The organism is Pseudohalocynthiibacter sp. F2068 (assembly GCF_023015645.1).
Taxonomy (GTDB): Bacteria; Pseudomonadota; Alphaproteobacteria; order Rhodobacterales; family Rhodobacteraceae; genus Pseudohalocynthiibacter; species Pseudohalocynthiibacter aestuariivivens.
On record NZ_JALKAK010000025.1, the window covers coordinates 23,166 to 38,394 of the forward strand.

General features: G+C 53.5%; 14 protein-coding genes and 1 pseudogene. 10 read left to right on the plus strand and 5 right to left on the minus strand.

What is annotated here, in order from left to right; all coding sequences use genetic code 11:
• Position 1: 1 nt before the first annotated feature.
• Entirely contained in the window at positions 2–1,138 is a 1,137-nt protein-coding gene (locus MWU63_RS19370) for a Glu/Leu/Phe/Val dehydrogenase (RefSeq protein ID WP_213889827.1), read from the plus strand.
• Positions 1,139–1,401: 263 nt separating this feature from the next.
• Positions 1,402–2,082, plus strand: coding sequence for a Pr6Pr family membrane protein (locus tag MWU63_RS19375; RefSeq protein WP_213889826.1), 681 nt, complete (start codon positions 1,402–1,404; stop codon positions 2,080–2,082).
• Between the two features lie 266 nt (positions 2,083–2,348).
• On the opposite strand, the gene MWU63_RS19380 is transcribed toward MWU63_RS19375, so the two are convergent.
• Together MWU63_RS19380 and MWU63_RS19385 are read right to left on the minus strand one after the other, a co-directional pair.
• Complete coding sequence (locus MWU63_RS19380) at positions 2,349–2,618, minus strand: transposase (RefSeq protein WP_247079635.1); 270 nt, start codon at positions 2,616–2,618, stop codon at positions 2,349–2,351.
• 401 nt (positions 2,619–3,019) lie between these two features.
• Positions 3,020–4,840, minus strand: coding sequence for an alpha/beta fold hydrolase (locus MWU63_RS19385; protein WP_247079637.1), 1,821 nt, complete (start codon positions 4,838–4,840; stop codon positions 3,020–3,022).
• Between the two features lie 38 nt (positions 4,841–4,878).
• Between MWU63_RS19385 and MWU63_RS19390 the strand changes: the two genes are divergently transcribed.
• Positions 4,879–5,196 carry a hypothetical protein gene (locus MWU63_RS19390; RefSeq protein WP_213889823.1) on the plus strand — a complete coding sequence of 106 codons (318 nt, stop codon included), beginning with the start codon at positions 4,879–4,881 and terminating at the stop codon, positions 5,194–5,196.
• A gap of 334 nt (positions 5,197–5,530) precedes the next feature.
• The gene (locus tag MWU63_RS19395) at positions 5,531–7,147 is read left to right on the plus strand and encodes a hypothetical protein (protein ID WP_246531734.1); all 1,617 of its coding nucleotides are present in this window, start codon (positions 5,531–5,533) and stop codon (positions 7,145–7,147) included.
• 10 nt (positions 7,148–7,157) lie between these two features.
• On the opposite strand, the gene MWU63_RS19400 is transcribed toward MWU63_RS19395, so the two are convergent.
• The 3 genes and pseudogenes from MWU63_RS19400 to MWU63_RS19410 form a co-directional block, all read right to left on the minus strand.
• Positions 7,158–8,750 carry a trypsin-like peptidase domain-containing protein gene (locus tag MWU63_RS19400; protein WP_213889821.1) on the minus strand — a complete coding sequence of 531 codons (1,593 nt, stop codon included), beginning with the start codon at positions 8,748–8,750 and terminating at the stop codon, positions 7,158–7,160.
• A 197-nt stretch (positions 8,751–8,947) separates the two neighbouring features.
• On the minus strand, positions 8,948–9,190 hold the full coding sequence (locus MWU63_RS19405) for a hypothetical protein (RefSeq protein ID WP_213889820.1): 243 nt from the start codon (positions 9,188–9,190) through the stop codon (positions 8,948–8,950).
• A gap of 516 nt (positions 9,191–9,706) precedes the next feature.
• Positions 9,707–10,914: pseudogene (locus tag MWU63_RS19410) on the minus strand (IS3 family transposase).
• Positions 10,915–10,979: 65 nt separating this feature from the next.
• Between MWU63_RS19410 and MWU63_RS19415 the strand changes: the two are divergent.
• The 6 genes from MWU63_RS19415 to MWU63_RS19440 form a co-directional block, all read left to right on the plus strand.
• Complete coding sequence (locus MWU63_RS19415; RefSeq protein ID WP_246531733.1) at positions 10,980–11,270, plus strand: TOBE domain-containing protein; 291 nt, start codon at positions 10,980–10,982, stop codon at positions 11,268–11,270.
• Positions 11,267–11,581: a metallophosphoesterase gene (locus MWU63_RS19420; protein ID WP_213889818.1), complete on the plus strand. Its 315-nt coding sequence runs from the start codon at positions 11,267–11,269 to the stop codon at positions 11,579–11,581. Before MWU63_RS19415 ends, MWU63_RS19420 begins: the two co-directional genes overlap by 4 nt.
• A complete protein-coding gene (locus MWU63_RS19425; RefSeq protein WP_247079639.1) occupies positions 11,520–12,083 on the plus strand; it encodes a hypothetical protein in 564 nt (187 codons plus the stop codon). The genes MWU63_RS19420 and MWU63_RS19425 overlap by 62 nt, the downstream gene beginning before the upstream one ends.
• Before the next feature lie 685 nt (positions 12,084–12,768).
• The gene (locus MWU63_RS19430; protein WP_213889816.1) at positions 12,769–13,695 is read left to right on the plus strand and encodes a LysR substrate-binding domain-containing protein; all 927 of its coding nucleotides are present in this window, start codon (positions 12,769–12,771) and stop codon (positions 13,693–13,695) included.
• Between the two features lie 201 nt (positions 13,696–13,896).
• Positions 13,897–14,937, plus strand: a complete 1,041-nt coding sequence (locus tag MWU63_RS19435; protein WP_213889815.1) for an amino acid ABC transporter substrate-binding protein — start codon at positions 13,897–13,899, stop codon at positions 14,935–14,937.
• A 100-nt stretch (positions 14,938–15,037) separates the two neighbouring features.
• A partial coding sequence (locus tag MWU63_RS19440) for a hypothetical protein (RefSeq protein WP_247079640.1) occupies positions 15,038–15,229 on the plus strand: 192 nt, incomplete at its 3' end.

Below are 15,229 nucleotides of genomic sequence, written 5' to 3' on the forward strand. Positions count from 1 at the left end.
GTTGACCGATGTATTCACTCTGGCTGACACTTTTGGGCCCGAAAAAGTCATCCACATAAACAACCCGGCAGCCGGGTTGCGGGCCATTGTCGTCGTTGACAATACGGCCGCCGGACCTTCAATCGGCGGGATAAGAATGGCACCGGATGTCTCGCTTGAAGAATGCGCCAGACTTGCCCGTGCTATGACGCTGAAGAATCTCGCAGCAGGCTTGCCACACGGAGGCGGTAAGTCGGTCATTCTTGCTGATCCGGCAATGCCGGGAGTTGAAAAAGAGAACCTGATACGCGCTTTCGCTTCTGCGATAGAGCAAATCAAGGACTATATACCTGGTCCTGATATGGGCACCAACGAAACCTGCTTAGCATGGGTTCACGACGAGATTTCACGTGCGGTTGGTTTGCCACGTGTGATTGGTGGCATTCCACTTGATGAAATTGGTGCAACTGGTTTTGGCGTCGCTGTAGCAGCTCAAGCCGCGGAAGGTTACTGTGATGTGCGACTTGAGGGTGCTGCGGTGGCAATTCAGGGATTTGGTGCTGTCGGCAAGCATGCAGCACGCTTTCTTATGGAAAAAGGTGCAAAACTTGTAGCTGTTTCGGATTCCCGCGGCACAGTATTTGATCCAGATGGCCTGCAACTCTCAGAGCTTCTGGCACTAAAGGAGGGCGGAAAAAGTGTTTCCGATCTTGGCGGTGCACAGGTTGGTCACAGCGAAGCTGTCATTACGGCTCAGTGTGATATCCTGATCCCTGCCGCCAGACCGGATGTGATTAACGAAGGAAACGCCAGCAATGTGAAAGCAAAACTGATTGTTCAGGGCGCCAATATTCCCGCGACAATTGACGCCGAAGAAATCCTGCATCAGCGCGGTATTCTGGTGATACCGGATTTCATTGCAAATGCCGGAGGGGTTATTTGCGCCTCGGTAGAATTTCATGGTGGAACGGAAAATCAGGCAATGGCTGTAATCGCCGAAAAATTAAAACATAATTCGAATGTCGTCCTGAAACAGGCCTGCGACAGTGGCGTTTCACCGCGCGATGCAGCTAACGAAATTGTCAAAGCTCGTTTAAATGAAGCGATGCCCCTGAAGCGGTTTTTCAAAGCAGGAGGGCTAGGCTCGCGGGTCAGCTAAGGCACGGACCTACAACCTTTCAGCTTATTGACAAATATCAAAGCGCGCGCGTGAAAAATTCTTACGATTTACGCATGGACTGACGGTGTTTTGGCAAGGCTTAAATAGCCGTGGAGTTCAAGGTTTGGCAGCTCTGCGCAGCATGGTGTGTGATATTATCGAAAGATGAATGAAAACTAAAGCACTGTCTTGAATGCCCGAAAATAGCCCGCACATGAAGGCACGTTGAGCCCGCCAGTGATTGGAAGAGGGGCTGAACCGGTATGCACAGCAACATCAACATTCACAAATTCTCAAGGCTTGCCACAGTAACGGTTGCCGTGCTGACCCTTTCATCATTGGGCGCAGGCGTTCGTGCCGAGGTTATTGATCTGGGATCGACTGTGACCAGCGAAATATTATGGTCAATGGCGCGCTACTTTACATTTCTTACCAACACTCTGGTAGCTGTAGTGTTTAGCTTGGCAGCAATATCCGGACGATGGCCCAGACCGTCTCTGCTTGCGGCTTTGACCTTGTGGATTGTTGCCGTGGGCGCAGTTTACCATGTCCTTCTGGCATCCGCTCATCACCCAACAGGTATTGCAGCTTGGTCGAACCTGGGTACCCACACGGTTGTTCCAACTGCCTGCCTTGGCATTTGGATTATAGCAGTACCTAAAGTTGCGCTGCGATTTCGCGACCCTTTTATATGGTCACTCTGGCCTCTTGGCTACGCGGGCTATGTAATAGTTCGCAGTTCTTTCGACCAAGCCTATCCGTATTTCTTTTTGAATCCTGAACTGGTGGGCGTGGTCGGTGTAGGGGCGTATATCGCGGGTTTGTGGCTGGCGTTTGTTACTGTCGGGACACTTTTCGTTCTGGCCACTCACCGAATTGAGAAAGCTAAGGCAGAAAACAAACTCACCTCCTCGCCAAACGGATATCGGAATGCACTAATTTAAAGTCTCCGAGCGAGCTGAAGATCTGTATTTGCACCCGCTGTGGTTCTGTCTGACAAACCGGGACTGTTGCATTAATTACGCCAAACCAAAGGGCGCTGGTTTCTCTGGCTTTAAGCAGCCAACCAAAACAGACGGTTGAGAAACGCAATCTCCCCGCGGACATCTGTAGTCGCGGGTCCAGTGTCCCCATACTTGATTGCTCTGATTGTCTCGATGCCCTGAATCGTTACTGTTGCTGATTGGAATGTCTTGAAGCCTTTGCCAATTCAAATAAAGCGCTTGAACGCGGCGTGATTGCTTTCGATCCTGTTGTTTTGGTATTTCTGATCGACATAAGAGATACTATCAAAGTGAGGGTCATGGATTTGATTCAGGCCTTGGATCACTTTGATATAGGCGTCGGCTTTGTCGGTCACGATCATTGTGGGGCGATCGGGTAAAACACTCTCGATCAATTTTTTGAGAAAGGCCTTGGCGGCTTTTGTATCCCTGTATCGTGTTAGTAAAAAGTCGATAAAACAGCCGTTCAGATCCACGGCGCGCTAGAGGTCGCACAATGTGCCATTCACTCGAATGTAGGTTTCGTCGACATGCCAGGACCGCCCACTTTGGGTGCGATGATGATGTGCTCGCTTTGAAATTTCAGGGCCAAACTTCCGGACCCAACGGTAAACGATGGCTCGATCAACATCGCCTCCTCGTTCAGCCAGGAGATCGCGAATGTCCTGATAGGATAATGGATATCGCAGGTACATCCTAACAGCACAAAGGATGATCAAAGACGGGACACGATGACTTTTGAAAGTTTGATCACGAAGCACTATGTTGCGCGGCTCGGTGTGATAGTTGGCTAGACTGGAGCACGCCACAATGTATTATTCCAGCACGCAGGTGTTCGCCGCAGCTCCCCGGATCTGATGGCACCGCACAGCAATGATCATGTCTGATGAATGAAAGTGCCGGGTGCCGCGATGATCGTTGCAGTGTTCTGTCCTGATGCTCCGACGGCGGGCGGAGGCATCAAACCGCTGCTTGTTTCAACCAGCCAGTCTTTCCATGCAGGCCACCATGATCCCAGTTGTTCTGTTTGCTGTGCAAGCCAGGCATCTGGGCCGACATAAAGCGCCCCGTCTGGGCGATGTGAGATACGGTAGTGACGCCGCAGTTTCCCAGGTTCGTTGACGATCCCACCGTTGTGGCCGCCACTGGTCAGCACGAAGGTAAGGTCACAATCGGTGAACAACTGGGTCTTATAAACTGATTTCCAGGGCGCGATGTGATCGGTTTCTGTGGCGATGACGAACATCGGGGCCGAGATATCTTTCAGTGCAATAACCCGGCCCTCGACAGCGAAACGCCCCGCCGTGAGACGGTTCTCCAGAAACAGACCACGCAGGTATTGCGAATGCATCCGGGCGGGCATCCGCGTCGTATCGGCCACCCAGACGCCCATGTCGGTTGGAAGATCCTCCTTGCCGAGGAAATACCGCCGCACGGCCCGGGAATAGATCAGATCTTCGGACCGGATCGTGGAAAAGGCGCGCGCCATCTGCGGCCGATCAAGATAGCCTTGATCCCACATCATGTCTTCGAGAAAAGCAACCTGACTTTCGTCAAGAAACAATAGCAATTCGCCCGCTTCGGCGAAATCGACCTGCGCGGCCATCAGCGTGATCGTGGCGAAACGTTCATCACGGTCGCGCGCCATTGTCGCCGTCGTGATCGCCAGAATCGTGCCACCCAGGCAATAACCGACGGCATGGACCTTTTTATCCGGTACGATGGCATTTACCATATCCAGCGCCGCCATCACGCCATTTTTTCGATAGTCTTCGAGCGACAATTCGGCCTGATCGGCAGTTGGATTGCACCAAGAAATCATGAACACGGTAAACCCCTGTCCGACGAGGTAATTCACCATTGAATTCTGCGGCGACAGGTCGAGGATATAGTATTTCATGATCCAGGCCGGGACGAACAGAATTGGTTCCGCCTGCACCTTCTTGGTTTGCGGCGTATACTGGATCAGTTCGAACAGATCGTTGCGAAACACGACCTGACCCGGCGTACATGCCAAGTCCTTGCCGATCTGATAACCCTCTGGCGGAGCATCTTGCGTCTGAGACACCGTTTTCAGGAAGTCATGCGCGAAATTGGCAGCACCGTCTCTCAGATTCTTACCACCGCTCTTTAGAGTCCCGTCGATGATCTCGGGGTTGAGCCATGGGAAGTTTGATGGCGAGACCAGATCAAGTGCCTGCCGTGCCATAAAGCGGGTTCGGTTTGCGTCTTCGGGCTGCAGGCCACGCAACTGATCGGTTGCAAGGTCCCACCAGTCTTGCACTGCAAGGAATCCCTGTTTCCACATCTCGAACGGAGCCTTATGCCAGCCCGGACTGTCAAAACGATGATCGTAGTCCTTTGGGGCAAAGGGCGGGCGTCCATCGCTCTTTGCATCAGTGGCGTAGGTCATGAGCTTGAGCGCACTCTTCTGCGCGTGCTCAAGAAGCTCGAGTTGACGCCCGGGCGATTGGCTCATGTGATGTGCCCAATCGGACCACGCTTCTATGAAGGCATGGGTCGATACACCGCCGCTCAATCGTGCTGCTGCCGCACGCACCCCACGGTCGAGGTTCTGATGCGGATGTTCCGGGCCGTGTTCGGGCCGGGGCTCGACAACGGCCGGGGCCAGCGCAGTAGCGGCCCGGGGAGTTCTGGTGGTCGGTTTCGGTTTGGATCTTGAAGATCTTTTGTTCATTTGAGCGCCTTTAAATCTGGCTTGCAGGAGCCATTCTTGTGGGTCTTTGCGACGGACATGATCGCGATCTCGGTTACCAAGCGGTCCTCGACCCCTTTCATTTTCAGGGTGTGCTTGAAGAGATCCGAAGTGAAATCGCAATCGAGCGAACTGTTGGTACGGGTTGGACAATGAACAAGAAAAATGGGGTGCGCATTGACCTGGAACAACTACGAAATACCATTCTGTTAATCGACGTCAGACCCAGACTAACACCCATGATGGACATTCACTGGGGATCGGAATCGGTCACGCAAGCCATTGATCTTTGGAATGCTCCGGTTGGCCGAGCCTTGTCTAGGGGGCCTTCACGTTGATGCTACATCGTGCGCCAAGGTCTGCTATGTGAGACTGCAACGCCGCATAGAATATTGTGCATGGCTGACAGGTTTGGGCCGTTTGCTGACCTGGATGCCTTTGCGCCGATATGTTGAATCCACACCCATATAGCGGTCATTTGCGGCAGAGCTTGAACTTTGCCCCGTCACCAATTGCTGGATTACCAATCAAAACTTCAATCGGCGGTGCATTTTCGCTAGCCTGTACAAAAGCGGGTGCTTGCTTGCCGGTAGTGGTGTGACTTGCTCCAAAAGGTGGGCACGGCCTGCAAACCTTAAGGCGCGCGATGCGTTTGTGTGCCGAGAGTATTAAATGACGTGGCAAGACGAACATAACCCAATGGATGGGAGCTCTTGGTTTCAGCGAGTTTTTCTGGACCTCGCGCGGCAGATGCGATGGTCATTTCTGCCGCCGCTTATGGTGTATTTCGCAGCCGGGGTGTCAGGCCTAACCTCGGTCGTTGGGGCGTTTTTCCTCAAGGATTATCTAGATTTGTCCGCGCAATTCATTGCAGGGCTGGCGTTCTGGGCAGGCCTGCCATGGATTTTGAAGGTGCCATTGGGACATGTTGTCGATTTGTTCTGGAGATGGAAGTCTTTGTTGATCCTGATGGGCGCAGGGCTGATCACGCTGTCGCTCCTAATCATGTTTGGTTTGGTGTCGCGCCCAGATGAGATGCGCAGCGTCTTCCCGCTTGAGACTTGGTACGTAATAGCTCTGCTGCTGGCCCCGTCCGGTTATGCTATTCAAGATATTGTTGCCGATGCAATGACGGTCGAGGCCGTACCCCACGCCAACGACACCGGACAAGCTTTCAGCGAAGAACAGTCGCGGGCCATGCATACCACCATGCAGACGCTCGGCAGGATCGCGATCATATCGGGCTTTGTGTCGGTCGCGGCGATCAACATCTGGATATTCACCGGGGCCGAGGAAATGCCTCGCGAGGCAAGGTTGGCGTTGTACGCCCGGGTCTATCTGACCGCCCTCGCAATTCCGGTGATTTCGGTCAGTGGGATGTTGCTGCATACGATCATACAGCAGCGAAAGGCCGCGAAAGGAATGACGCAGGCACGCCCGGACACCGAGACCGAGGTTAACTGGCAGATTCTTGGCGGTGGGTTGACCTTTGTAGTGCTGAGTATCGCATTAGGTACCTCCAATCTTGTCTTTGCGCAGGAGATCGTCTTTGTGGCCTCCCTGTCAGTCATCCTTTTTCTGATCAGACAATTGCTCAAAAAACTGGAACCTGCAGCCGCCCGCGCGCTTGTTGGAACAGCCACTATCATTTTTGTGTTCAGGGCAGTGCCCTTACCGGGACCGGGTTTGACGTGGTTCGAGATCGATGGCCTCGGGTTTGATGAACGGTTTCTTTCGATCCTGTCGCTGATTACCTCGCTACTGACATTGGTCGGTCTCGTTATTCTGCGACCCCTGATGGCACATCGGTCGATCGCGTATATCATAGTGCTTCTGACCATCGCTGCGGGCGTGCTGTCGCTACCGAACATCGGGCTTTACTATGGGGTGCACGAATGGACAGCGGCAAAGACCGGCGGGATCGTGGACGCGCGGTTCATTGCCGTTCTTGATACCGCACTTGAATCGCCCTTGGGACAGATCGCAATGGTGCCGATGCTCGCGTGGATCGCGCGCAACGCGCCACCCGATCTCAAAGCCACGTTCTTTGCAGTCATGGCGTCGTTTACAAATATGGCTTTGTCGGCAAGCAGTCTGGGAACAAAGTACCTCAACAAGGTGTTTTTGGTCACCCGTGCCTCGGTCGACCCCGTCACCGGCGAGCAAATCTCGGCAGCGAATTACTCCCAACTGGGTCAATTACTGGTCGTCGTCGGGGTGATCACGGTAGCGGTGCCGCTTTTGGTCGTATTTGTGGTGCAGTCTTCGCGGTTTCGTACAACAGAATAATTCGGTTTGGTCAGTTGGCCACAGTTTCTGCCAGAAGACGGTGCACTTCGCGCACCGGAACACCGATGTTCGCACCACCAAATTCGGGCAAGATCGTGGCATTCACAGCAACCACATGACCATTGCTGTCCAACGCTGGCGCACCGCTACCGCCAACAGTGGTTTCCGCATCATAGACGACAGCCTTTTTGGTAATCTGCGCGATGATCCCGCGACTTGCCAGGGGTGCTATTCTGTTCTCTTCGGACAAACGGGCCGCAATTGTCCAGAAATTGGTCTCACCCGTCTCTTGTAGCGAGGTAAGAAAGTCACGCCCTGCCTGCGCCAAGAGAGCGCGCAAACCGGTAGAGAAACCAATGACGATTACCTCATCTCCAATTTCCGGCTCACCCTGCGCCAGAGTTAACCCACGGTCCATTGTTGCTGAGGCCGGCACTGATAATAAAGCTAGATCAGCAGTGTCGCTGGAGATCAATAATGCTGCTTCAACCGGCACTGGCAAGCCAGGTAAGAACACCAGAAGCTTCAGCATCTCTGGCGCAAGGCCGCCTTGTTCGAACGCAAGCATCCGGTCGCCGTTGGTCCAAGGCAAGGCAACATGCCGGTTAGTAACAAGCTGCCCTCCGTCCTTGAGCAGAAAACCCGTGCCGGTGAATTGAAATTCAATAGGGTTGCCGGTGCCGTCGGGGTCTATCACCGGCTTGCCTAAAGGCGTCCGCAGGGGTAGCCCGTCCGCACCCAAAACATGGCGTAGCAGTTTACCGCTTTCCACCTGTCTCAAACCGTAAGCGCCTTGCAGGAAGGCGACAGACGCGGTCGAGTCGCTAATAACACGCGCAGAGGCACCTAAGCGGCGCTCGAGTACGGAAAGACGTTCGGCATTGGTATTCAATTGGAGATCCAGTTGTTCGCGCAAAGTCGCCAGTTCGCTCGCAGTCAACGCTTCCTGACGTGTCTCAGCAAGAGTGCTGGCGATCACCTCAAGGCGTAGAGCTTCCTCTTGAATACTTTGTTGCAGGAGTATGTCGCTTCGGTACTGCCACGCGACGAATGTGGTCAGGACGACCAGCACAAGAATGACCGTCACTCGGAAAACGATTGTAGTTTCCAATAATATTCGCCGGACGCTGTCGAACAGAGCGTTCGACAGGCGCGATCCGAATGGCCGACGGCTTGTTCGTGCGTAGGCCACTGCGTCGCTCAGAATTTCTTCGACCGGCCAACTGGTCGGGAAAGTATGGTCGCACAGGCGGAATCGGGACATCGGCCCATCTTCTCCAAATTCGATCATGTCGCCGTGCATCAGATGCGCCGTGCCGATCTTGCGCCCGTTCACCCAGATGTCGGCGTCCGACAGCGCCTCGATCTCGTAAGTTTCCCCCGACCAGGATAGCCGCGCGCGCGCTTCAGCGCTGTCCGTTGCGGCCACATCCGGGTCAATCCGCAGCAGGCGGTCCGCACCGATGCACACTCGTGCCTGATCCAGTGAAAGCCATCCGATCCGGCCACGTGAGGGGCCGGTAAGATTCTCCAGAAAGGCGCGGACATCATCATTTATTGCCTGCGGGACGTCTTCTGGCTCGGTGGTAGGGTCTTGATCCAATCGGTATCCTTACCTGGCATTTCCGGTCTGGCACCGATCATCGTATCCGCACAAGGCGCATCGGTCCATGATTTGCATGAAGCCGCCACTTTCTGTCAGCCGCCGACAAGTGACGCACCCAGCAAAATCGCGAGGCACAAAACTGCGCCCGCAATCGGAAACACGATGTGCATGATAAACGCACCTTATCGAAACAACTATCCGCTGCGGTAAGTCTCTTTGTAGAGACGAGCCAGTCTCTTTTTCTTGGATGCAGGGGTTCCACCATCCTTAATGCCTTTGGGGCGGCCTTGTCGAAGGCCGTCAGCTCCGTCATAGACACAAAACTCACGGATTTGATCAGCCGACAGAAACACAAGCGCTTCCAGATTGAAATGAGGTGCTTGTTCATCCAAGAGATGGGGGTCCACCTCGTCTTCAGAGTATTCAAAGCCCGTCAAATAATTCGCTCGAGGAACATGATAATATTCCAGTCCATCAAATCCCTTTCCGGGGAGAGCTACGACAAATCCGCCATCGCTTTCTCATCGAAATATTAGCATCTGGCCCGCCCAATGAGTTTCCTTGATCTGTTTGAAGAAAATGTTCGGAGTTTGGCGTTCGACTTGGCGTGTTCTTCGCGGTCCATTCGAACAGCCATATCGAAAAACCAAATACCCCCTTTTTGTACCGGCGTGGGTAGCTCAGTTTACACGTCCGCCGATTTGAGAAAAAAAGCCCATATCTAAGCACTGGAAAGCAGCATCGAGGATTTGGTTCTTCAGGTCAGAAAAGTGTTAATGTGGATTTGTCACATGAAGGAATAACACATGAGAGTATGCGGATGTGAGATATCGGCACAGGAGGTTCGGCTTGCCGTTGTTTTCTTGAACGATGATAGCAACGTGGAGATGCTTCGACTAAAGACCACACGAATAGTGGACCTGTCACGCTTTAGTGCCGCTCCGGGTTCTCATTTAAGCGGCCTGTCGCTCAAAAGCCAAGGGGCTTTTCCAACCCAATGCTGAGTGCTTCCTGCGCGGATTGTAGAAGCCGTTAATGTATTCCACTGCACGGCAGTGGTTTGCCTGCAAACCATGAGAGTGGAAGGTGGCCAGTTCCGCCTGCCGTCGTGTGGTCCAGGACCGCCGCCAGATCAATTCGGCCTTGATGGTTTTGAAGAAGGTTTCGACCGCTGCATTATCATAGCAATTGCCTTTGCCACTCATCGACACCTTGAAGCCATGATGGCGCAGGATTTTCTGATAGTCGTGCGAGCAGTATTGGCTGCCGCGGTCGGTGTGATGCATGCAGCCCCTGGGCGGTCTGCGCAGAGCGATAGCCATTTCCAAAGCCTTGATTGCAAAATCTCTTTTCATTCGGTTGCTGACCGCCCAGCCGATGACCCGCCTCGAATGAAGGTCCAAAACCACGGCCAGATACAGCCACCCCTCACGGGTCCAGATGTAGCTGATATCGCCAGCCCATTTCTGATTTGGCGTGTTGGCGCTAAAGTTGCGATCCAGCAGGTTCGGGGCAATATTGAACTTGTGATTGCTGTCTGTCGTCACTTTGTGTTTGCGGGTTCTCACAATGGATATGCCGTTCTGGCGCATCAATCTGCCAACACGCCGGTGGCCGACACTCAGCCCCAGTTCCTTCAGCTCTTCGGTCATTCTTGGCCTGCCACTCTCATTGAATGCAAGCATTCAACTGCCGTGCAATGCATAGCTCCCCAGAGAAAGGCGAAACTGTTCCCGGATATGTGCCAGCACAATCAGCTCCTTGCGCTGCCTTCGGCTCATGGGGCGACTGCGATATGCCCGATAGCTTCGTGGGCTGACGTTCATGATCTGGCAAAGCCGGTTGACCGGTAGCTGGTTGCGGTGTTCTTCGACAAAGGCAAATCTCATTTGCTTCTCTCCGCAAAGAACACTGTGGCCTTTTTCAAGATCCCCCTCTCCTCGCGAAGCAGCCGGTTTTCTTTCCGAAGCTCTGCATTCTCACGTTCCAGATCAGATTGTCCTGCGGGCTTTTCCGGGTTGCGCCGATCCAGTTGTATCCACCGGCTCAGTGTCGAAAAGCCAATGCCAAAATCAGACGCAACCTGCTTTCGTGTAAGCCCGCTTGTCAGCGCGACACGCACTGCTTCTTGTCTAAACTCAAATGAATGTTTCGGTCCCATTGTCGTTCTCCTTTTGCGCACAATATGCGGTTAAAGGAGCGGCACAATTCCGCGACAGGTCCAATATGCTGACTCTCGAGGGTGGCACGCTGCAACTACCTAAAGACGGTACAGGCCAGATCGTTTTTGTCAGAGCCGAAGACTCGCTGATTGACCCCAATGGTCCGCTGACCGGACAAGTGGAAACTGTCACGTTTCTCGGAACCCATTACCGGGTCGGGATTAAGGGTGTCATGCCCGGCGTGCTGACTTCGAATTTTGCCGGTCAAAATGCCCCGAAGGTCGGTGAAACCGTCCAGGAGGCGATCAAACCCGAAGCGCTGATACTCCTGCCCGAAGGAGCAACCGGAGCGTGACCAAGATCATTCAAATCTCAGATCCACACATCGTCCCAAAGGGTAAACTCGCCTATGGCCGGGTTGACACCGCAGCCCCACTCGTGGCGTGTGTCGAAACCATCAACCGCGTTTTGCCGTATATCGGCGCCGTCGATATGGTAATTGTCACCGGCGACATGACTGATTTTGGCACGGCTGAAGAGTATCAACGGTTCCGAGATATCATGGAACCGCTTGATATCCCATATCGTGCGATACCTGAGAACCATGACAATGTGGAAGCAATGCGAACTGGCTTTGCCGATCAGGACTGGATGCCAAAAAACTAGCCCGATCAACTGGACATCTGAGTTCGTTGACCTAGCGTTGATTGGACTGGATACGAATGTCGCTGGCAAAGCGCACGGACACCTGACCGACGAGATTCTTGACTATTTGCAACACAAGCTGACGGCTTTGCACGCCAAACCAGTCATCGTGGCGATACACCATCCGCCCGTTCTGACGGGCATCGAAAAGATGGATATCCAAAATTTGCGTGACAGCAGAAAACTGCAAACCATCCTGTCAGAATACCAAGGCGAATTGAGGTTGGTCTGCGGCCACGTACATCGCAACATTGTAGCACCTTTTGGCAGCGTGATCTACCAGATCGCGCCGGGAACATCTCATGCCGTTACCCTGGATCTACGCGTCGGTGCCCCAAACTGCCTGACCAAAGAACCCGGCGCGTTCTTGTTGCATGAAATGCGTGGCGCGATTTTGACGCATAGCATCCCTATCGGTCAGTTTGATGGCCCATATTTGTTCTATCCGGACTCTGGCACTTAGCTCGTTTGACTCTAGGCGACAAACAAAACCGATTCGATCAATACCCACTTAGAGTAATGCTGCTCTGACAAGGCACTGCTTCCGCCGCGCGATGGATGAATGACCGTTCTGGCTCGAACCTGCCGTTCGCTACCGTCTGCACCAATGACTGCTCGGCGTAGAGGCTGTGTTAAAACTTCCTAAACGCCAAACTTTAAAGAATTTCGTTCCAGCAGAAGCCTGTTCATCCGCGTTCTTAGGAACAAAGTCCTGCAAAACTCAGGGAATTGAAATGGTGTCCTCGTCGATCTTGCCTTGGCGGAGTTTTCACACACCCTCCGGACATTCCAGTCGTTCGCTGCAGTTGCGCTAATGTACCGTTGTGGCGCATCGCAACAACTAACAACCGAAGGGAAGGCGGAACCCGGACTTTCGCTCCGAGAGCGAAGCAATCGCCAGTCAACGGTATAGCGGATAATCAAACTTATCGAAAAACGTTCAAGATTAGAGTAACCTCAGAAGTACCCTTTTGAGTGACGGCTCATGTGGCGATGGTGCGTCGTCAGTTTGATCTGCGTGGTGGGCGGCTACAAGTAGAGCGTAAATGATAGGGCCTGCTGCCCGGGATCATACATTCACTATATGTGTTTTTCTGACGAAATTGGGTCTATGGTTCTCTAACTGCTACCAGAAAGAAGGAAATCTTTTGGAAATCAAATGGCTGGAGGATCTCTTGGCGCTGGAATCTACTGGAAATTTCCGCATCGCCGCCGAACAGCGCAACGTATCTCAACCAGCGTTCAGCCGCAGGATTCAGGCGCTAGAAGCTTGGGTGGGCGCCTCTTTGGTCGACCGGCGAAGTCAACCTGCCTGCCTTACTGAAGCGGGAAAAATTTTTGGTGGTGTGGCGCAAGACATTGTCAGCCTTGCTTATCAGTCCCGCGACGATATCGTGGCGAAAACCGCGCGCGAAAAAGAGAAAATCCGGTTTGCCACACTCAGTACACTTGCCCAGTTTTTCATACCCGCGTGGTTGAAAAGCCTTAAGCCCTATATCGATACGGATCAGTTTGTCGTGCGAACTGATTTCGCCACCATAGCGCAATACCTCACAGCTCTTGAAGAAAACGTTGTGGACCTGTTTGTCTGCTACGAGGACCCAAGTGCCGGATTTTACAGAGATGCGGAAAAATTCACCTCGCTGAAACTGGGGCAAGAGGCCTTGGTGCCGGTTGTGGCCCCGGATGCAACCGGTGCGCCGCTTTGGTGGCTGCCCGACAGGCCAACCGACCCGATCCCCTATCTTCGCACGGCATCCTCTCTCGCCCTGTGGCCCGTCCAAGAACACCTTGAGAAAAAATATGGCGATCTGACCTTTGCGACTGTTTATGAAACCTCTATTGCGACAGCCGTAAAAGCCATGGCCGTCGAAGGCTATGGTATGGCATGGATTCCCTGGTTCATCGTTGCCGATGATCTGGAAAATGGGCGTCTGGTTCGCGCGGCGGGCGTTGCCGATGACATCTCTGTCGATATCAATATCTATCGCTGCACAGCCTTCAACGAACCGAAAGTCGCGGCCTTCTGGCAAACCCTGCTTGAGAAAACAGTATGTGTTGAGGCCAAAGACTGATAGGTTGACCTATCTTTTCCAAGCTTTTTGCGGAATGCGCGCTAATCGCGGCATCCGGTGCTCTTTCAATTCCATACCGATAACGCATGACCTTCACGAGTGATGCGTTTTGCGCATGAGTTGTGCCAACAACGGCATTGGACGGTTTAGCACAGGCCCCAATACAGTTCGGTAAAACAAAACCAACAGGGAGAATACGGAATGAAACGAAGAACTCAAATTGTGACGCTTGCCGCCATGGGGGCAGCCGTCGTAATGGGCGCAACCGTCGCCTCGGCCCAAAGCACACTGGATATCGTCAAGGAACGCGGACATCTGCGCTGTCAGGTCGGCCCACCGTCTGCCGGGTATTACAACCTTGATAGTGACGGCAACTGGTACGGGCTGGACGTTTCGGTCTGTCAGGCTGTCGCCGCCGCCATCTTTGGCGATATAACGAAAATGGAAATTCAGTCAGTGTCGAGTCAGGCGCGATTCACGGCCCTGGCAAATGGCGAAAGCGATATGTTGTCGCGCACCGCCACATGGACGCTGTCCCGTGATACCCAACTGGGCATCGATTTTCTGTCGCCTAACTTTTATGACGGTCAGGGATTTACCGTGCGGCGCGACAGCGGGATCACCAGCGCTCTCGAATTGAAAGGCGCCAAGGTCTGCGTGACCACCGGCACCACGACCGAGTTGAACCTGACCGATTTCAGCCGCACCAATGAGCTGGGTATCTCAAACGTCACGTTTGAAGATTACAACGTACGCGATGATACCTATCTAAATGGCGGGTGTGACGCGGTGACGGGTGATAAATCGTCGATGGCCGGTAATATCGCGTCGTTCCCGGTTCCTGGCGATCACATGATACTGCCTGAAACCCTGTCAAAAGAACCCTTGGCATCTGCGGTGCGCCATGGCGACAACCAATGGGCCGATATCGTGCGCTGGAGCGTTTTCGCGCTGATCAATGCCGAGGAACTGGGCATCACCCAAGCCAATGTCGATGACATGCTGGCCACCTCAAAAGATCCGAATGTCCTTCGCATGCTGGGCGCCGAAGGCAACCTGAACGAAGGGCTGGGCCTGGAGCCTGACTGGGCCTACAATATCATCAAATCGGTGGGCAATTACGGCGAAATCTACGAAGCCTATATGGGCCACGGCGAACAGGGGATTGGCATTGACCGTGCGGGTTCTCTGAACGCGCTGTGGACTGATGGCGGGCTGATGTATTCGCCTCCCATGCGCTAAAATGCAAATGGGGTGCCGGGCGGTATGTTCGACACCCCAATTTTTTACGGGGTACACAACCCATTATCGAAGCTGCATGCGTTGGAAACGGGGGCCTTGAGTGTCAGACACCACAGTAAAGACAGGCCCGGTGCGTGCCAGACCAAAAGAGACGTTCGACTTTTTCCATGACGAACGCGTCCGTTCGGTGTTTTACCAACTTCTGACCGCCGGGATTTTTGGCTGGCTGATGTGGTATCTGGTCGCCAACACCGCCCATAACCTTGAAGTGCGCGGCATGAACACCGGCTTT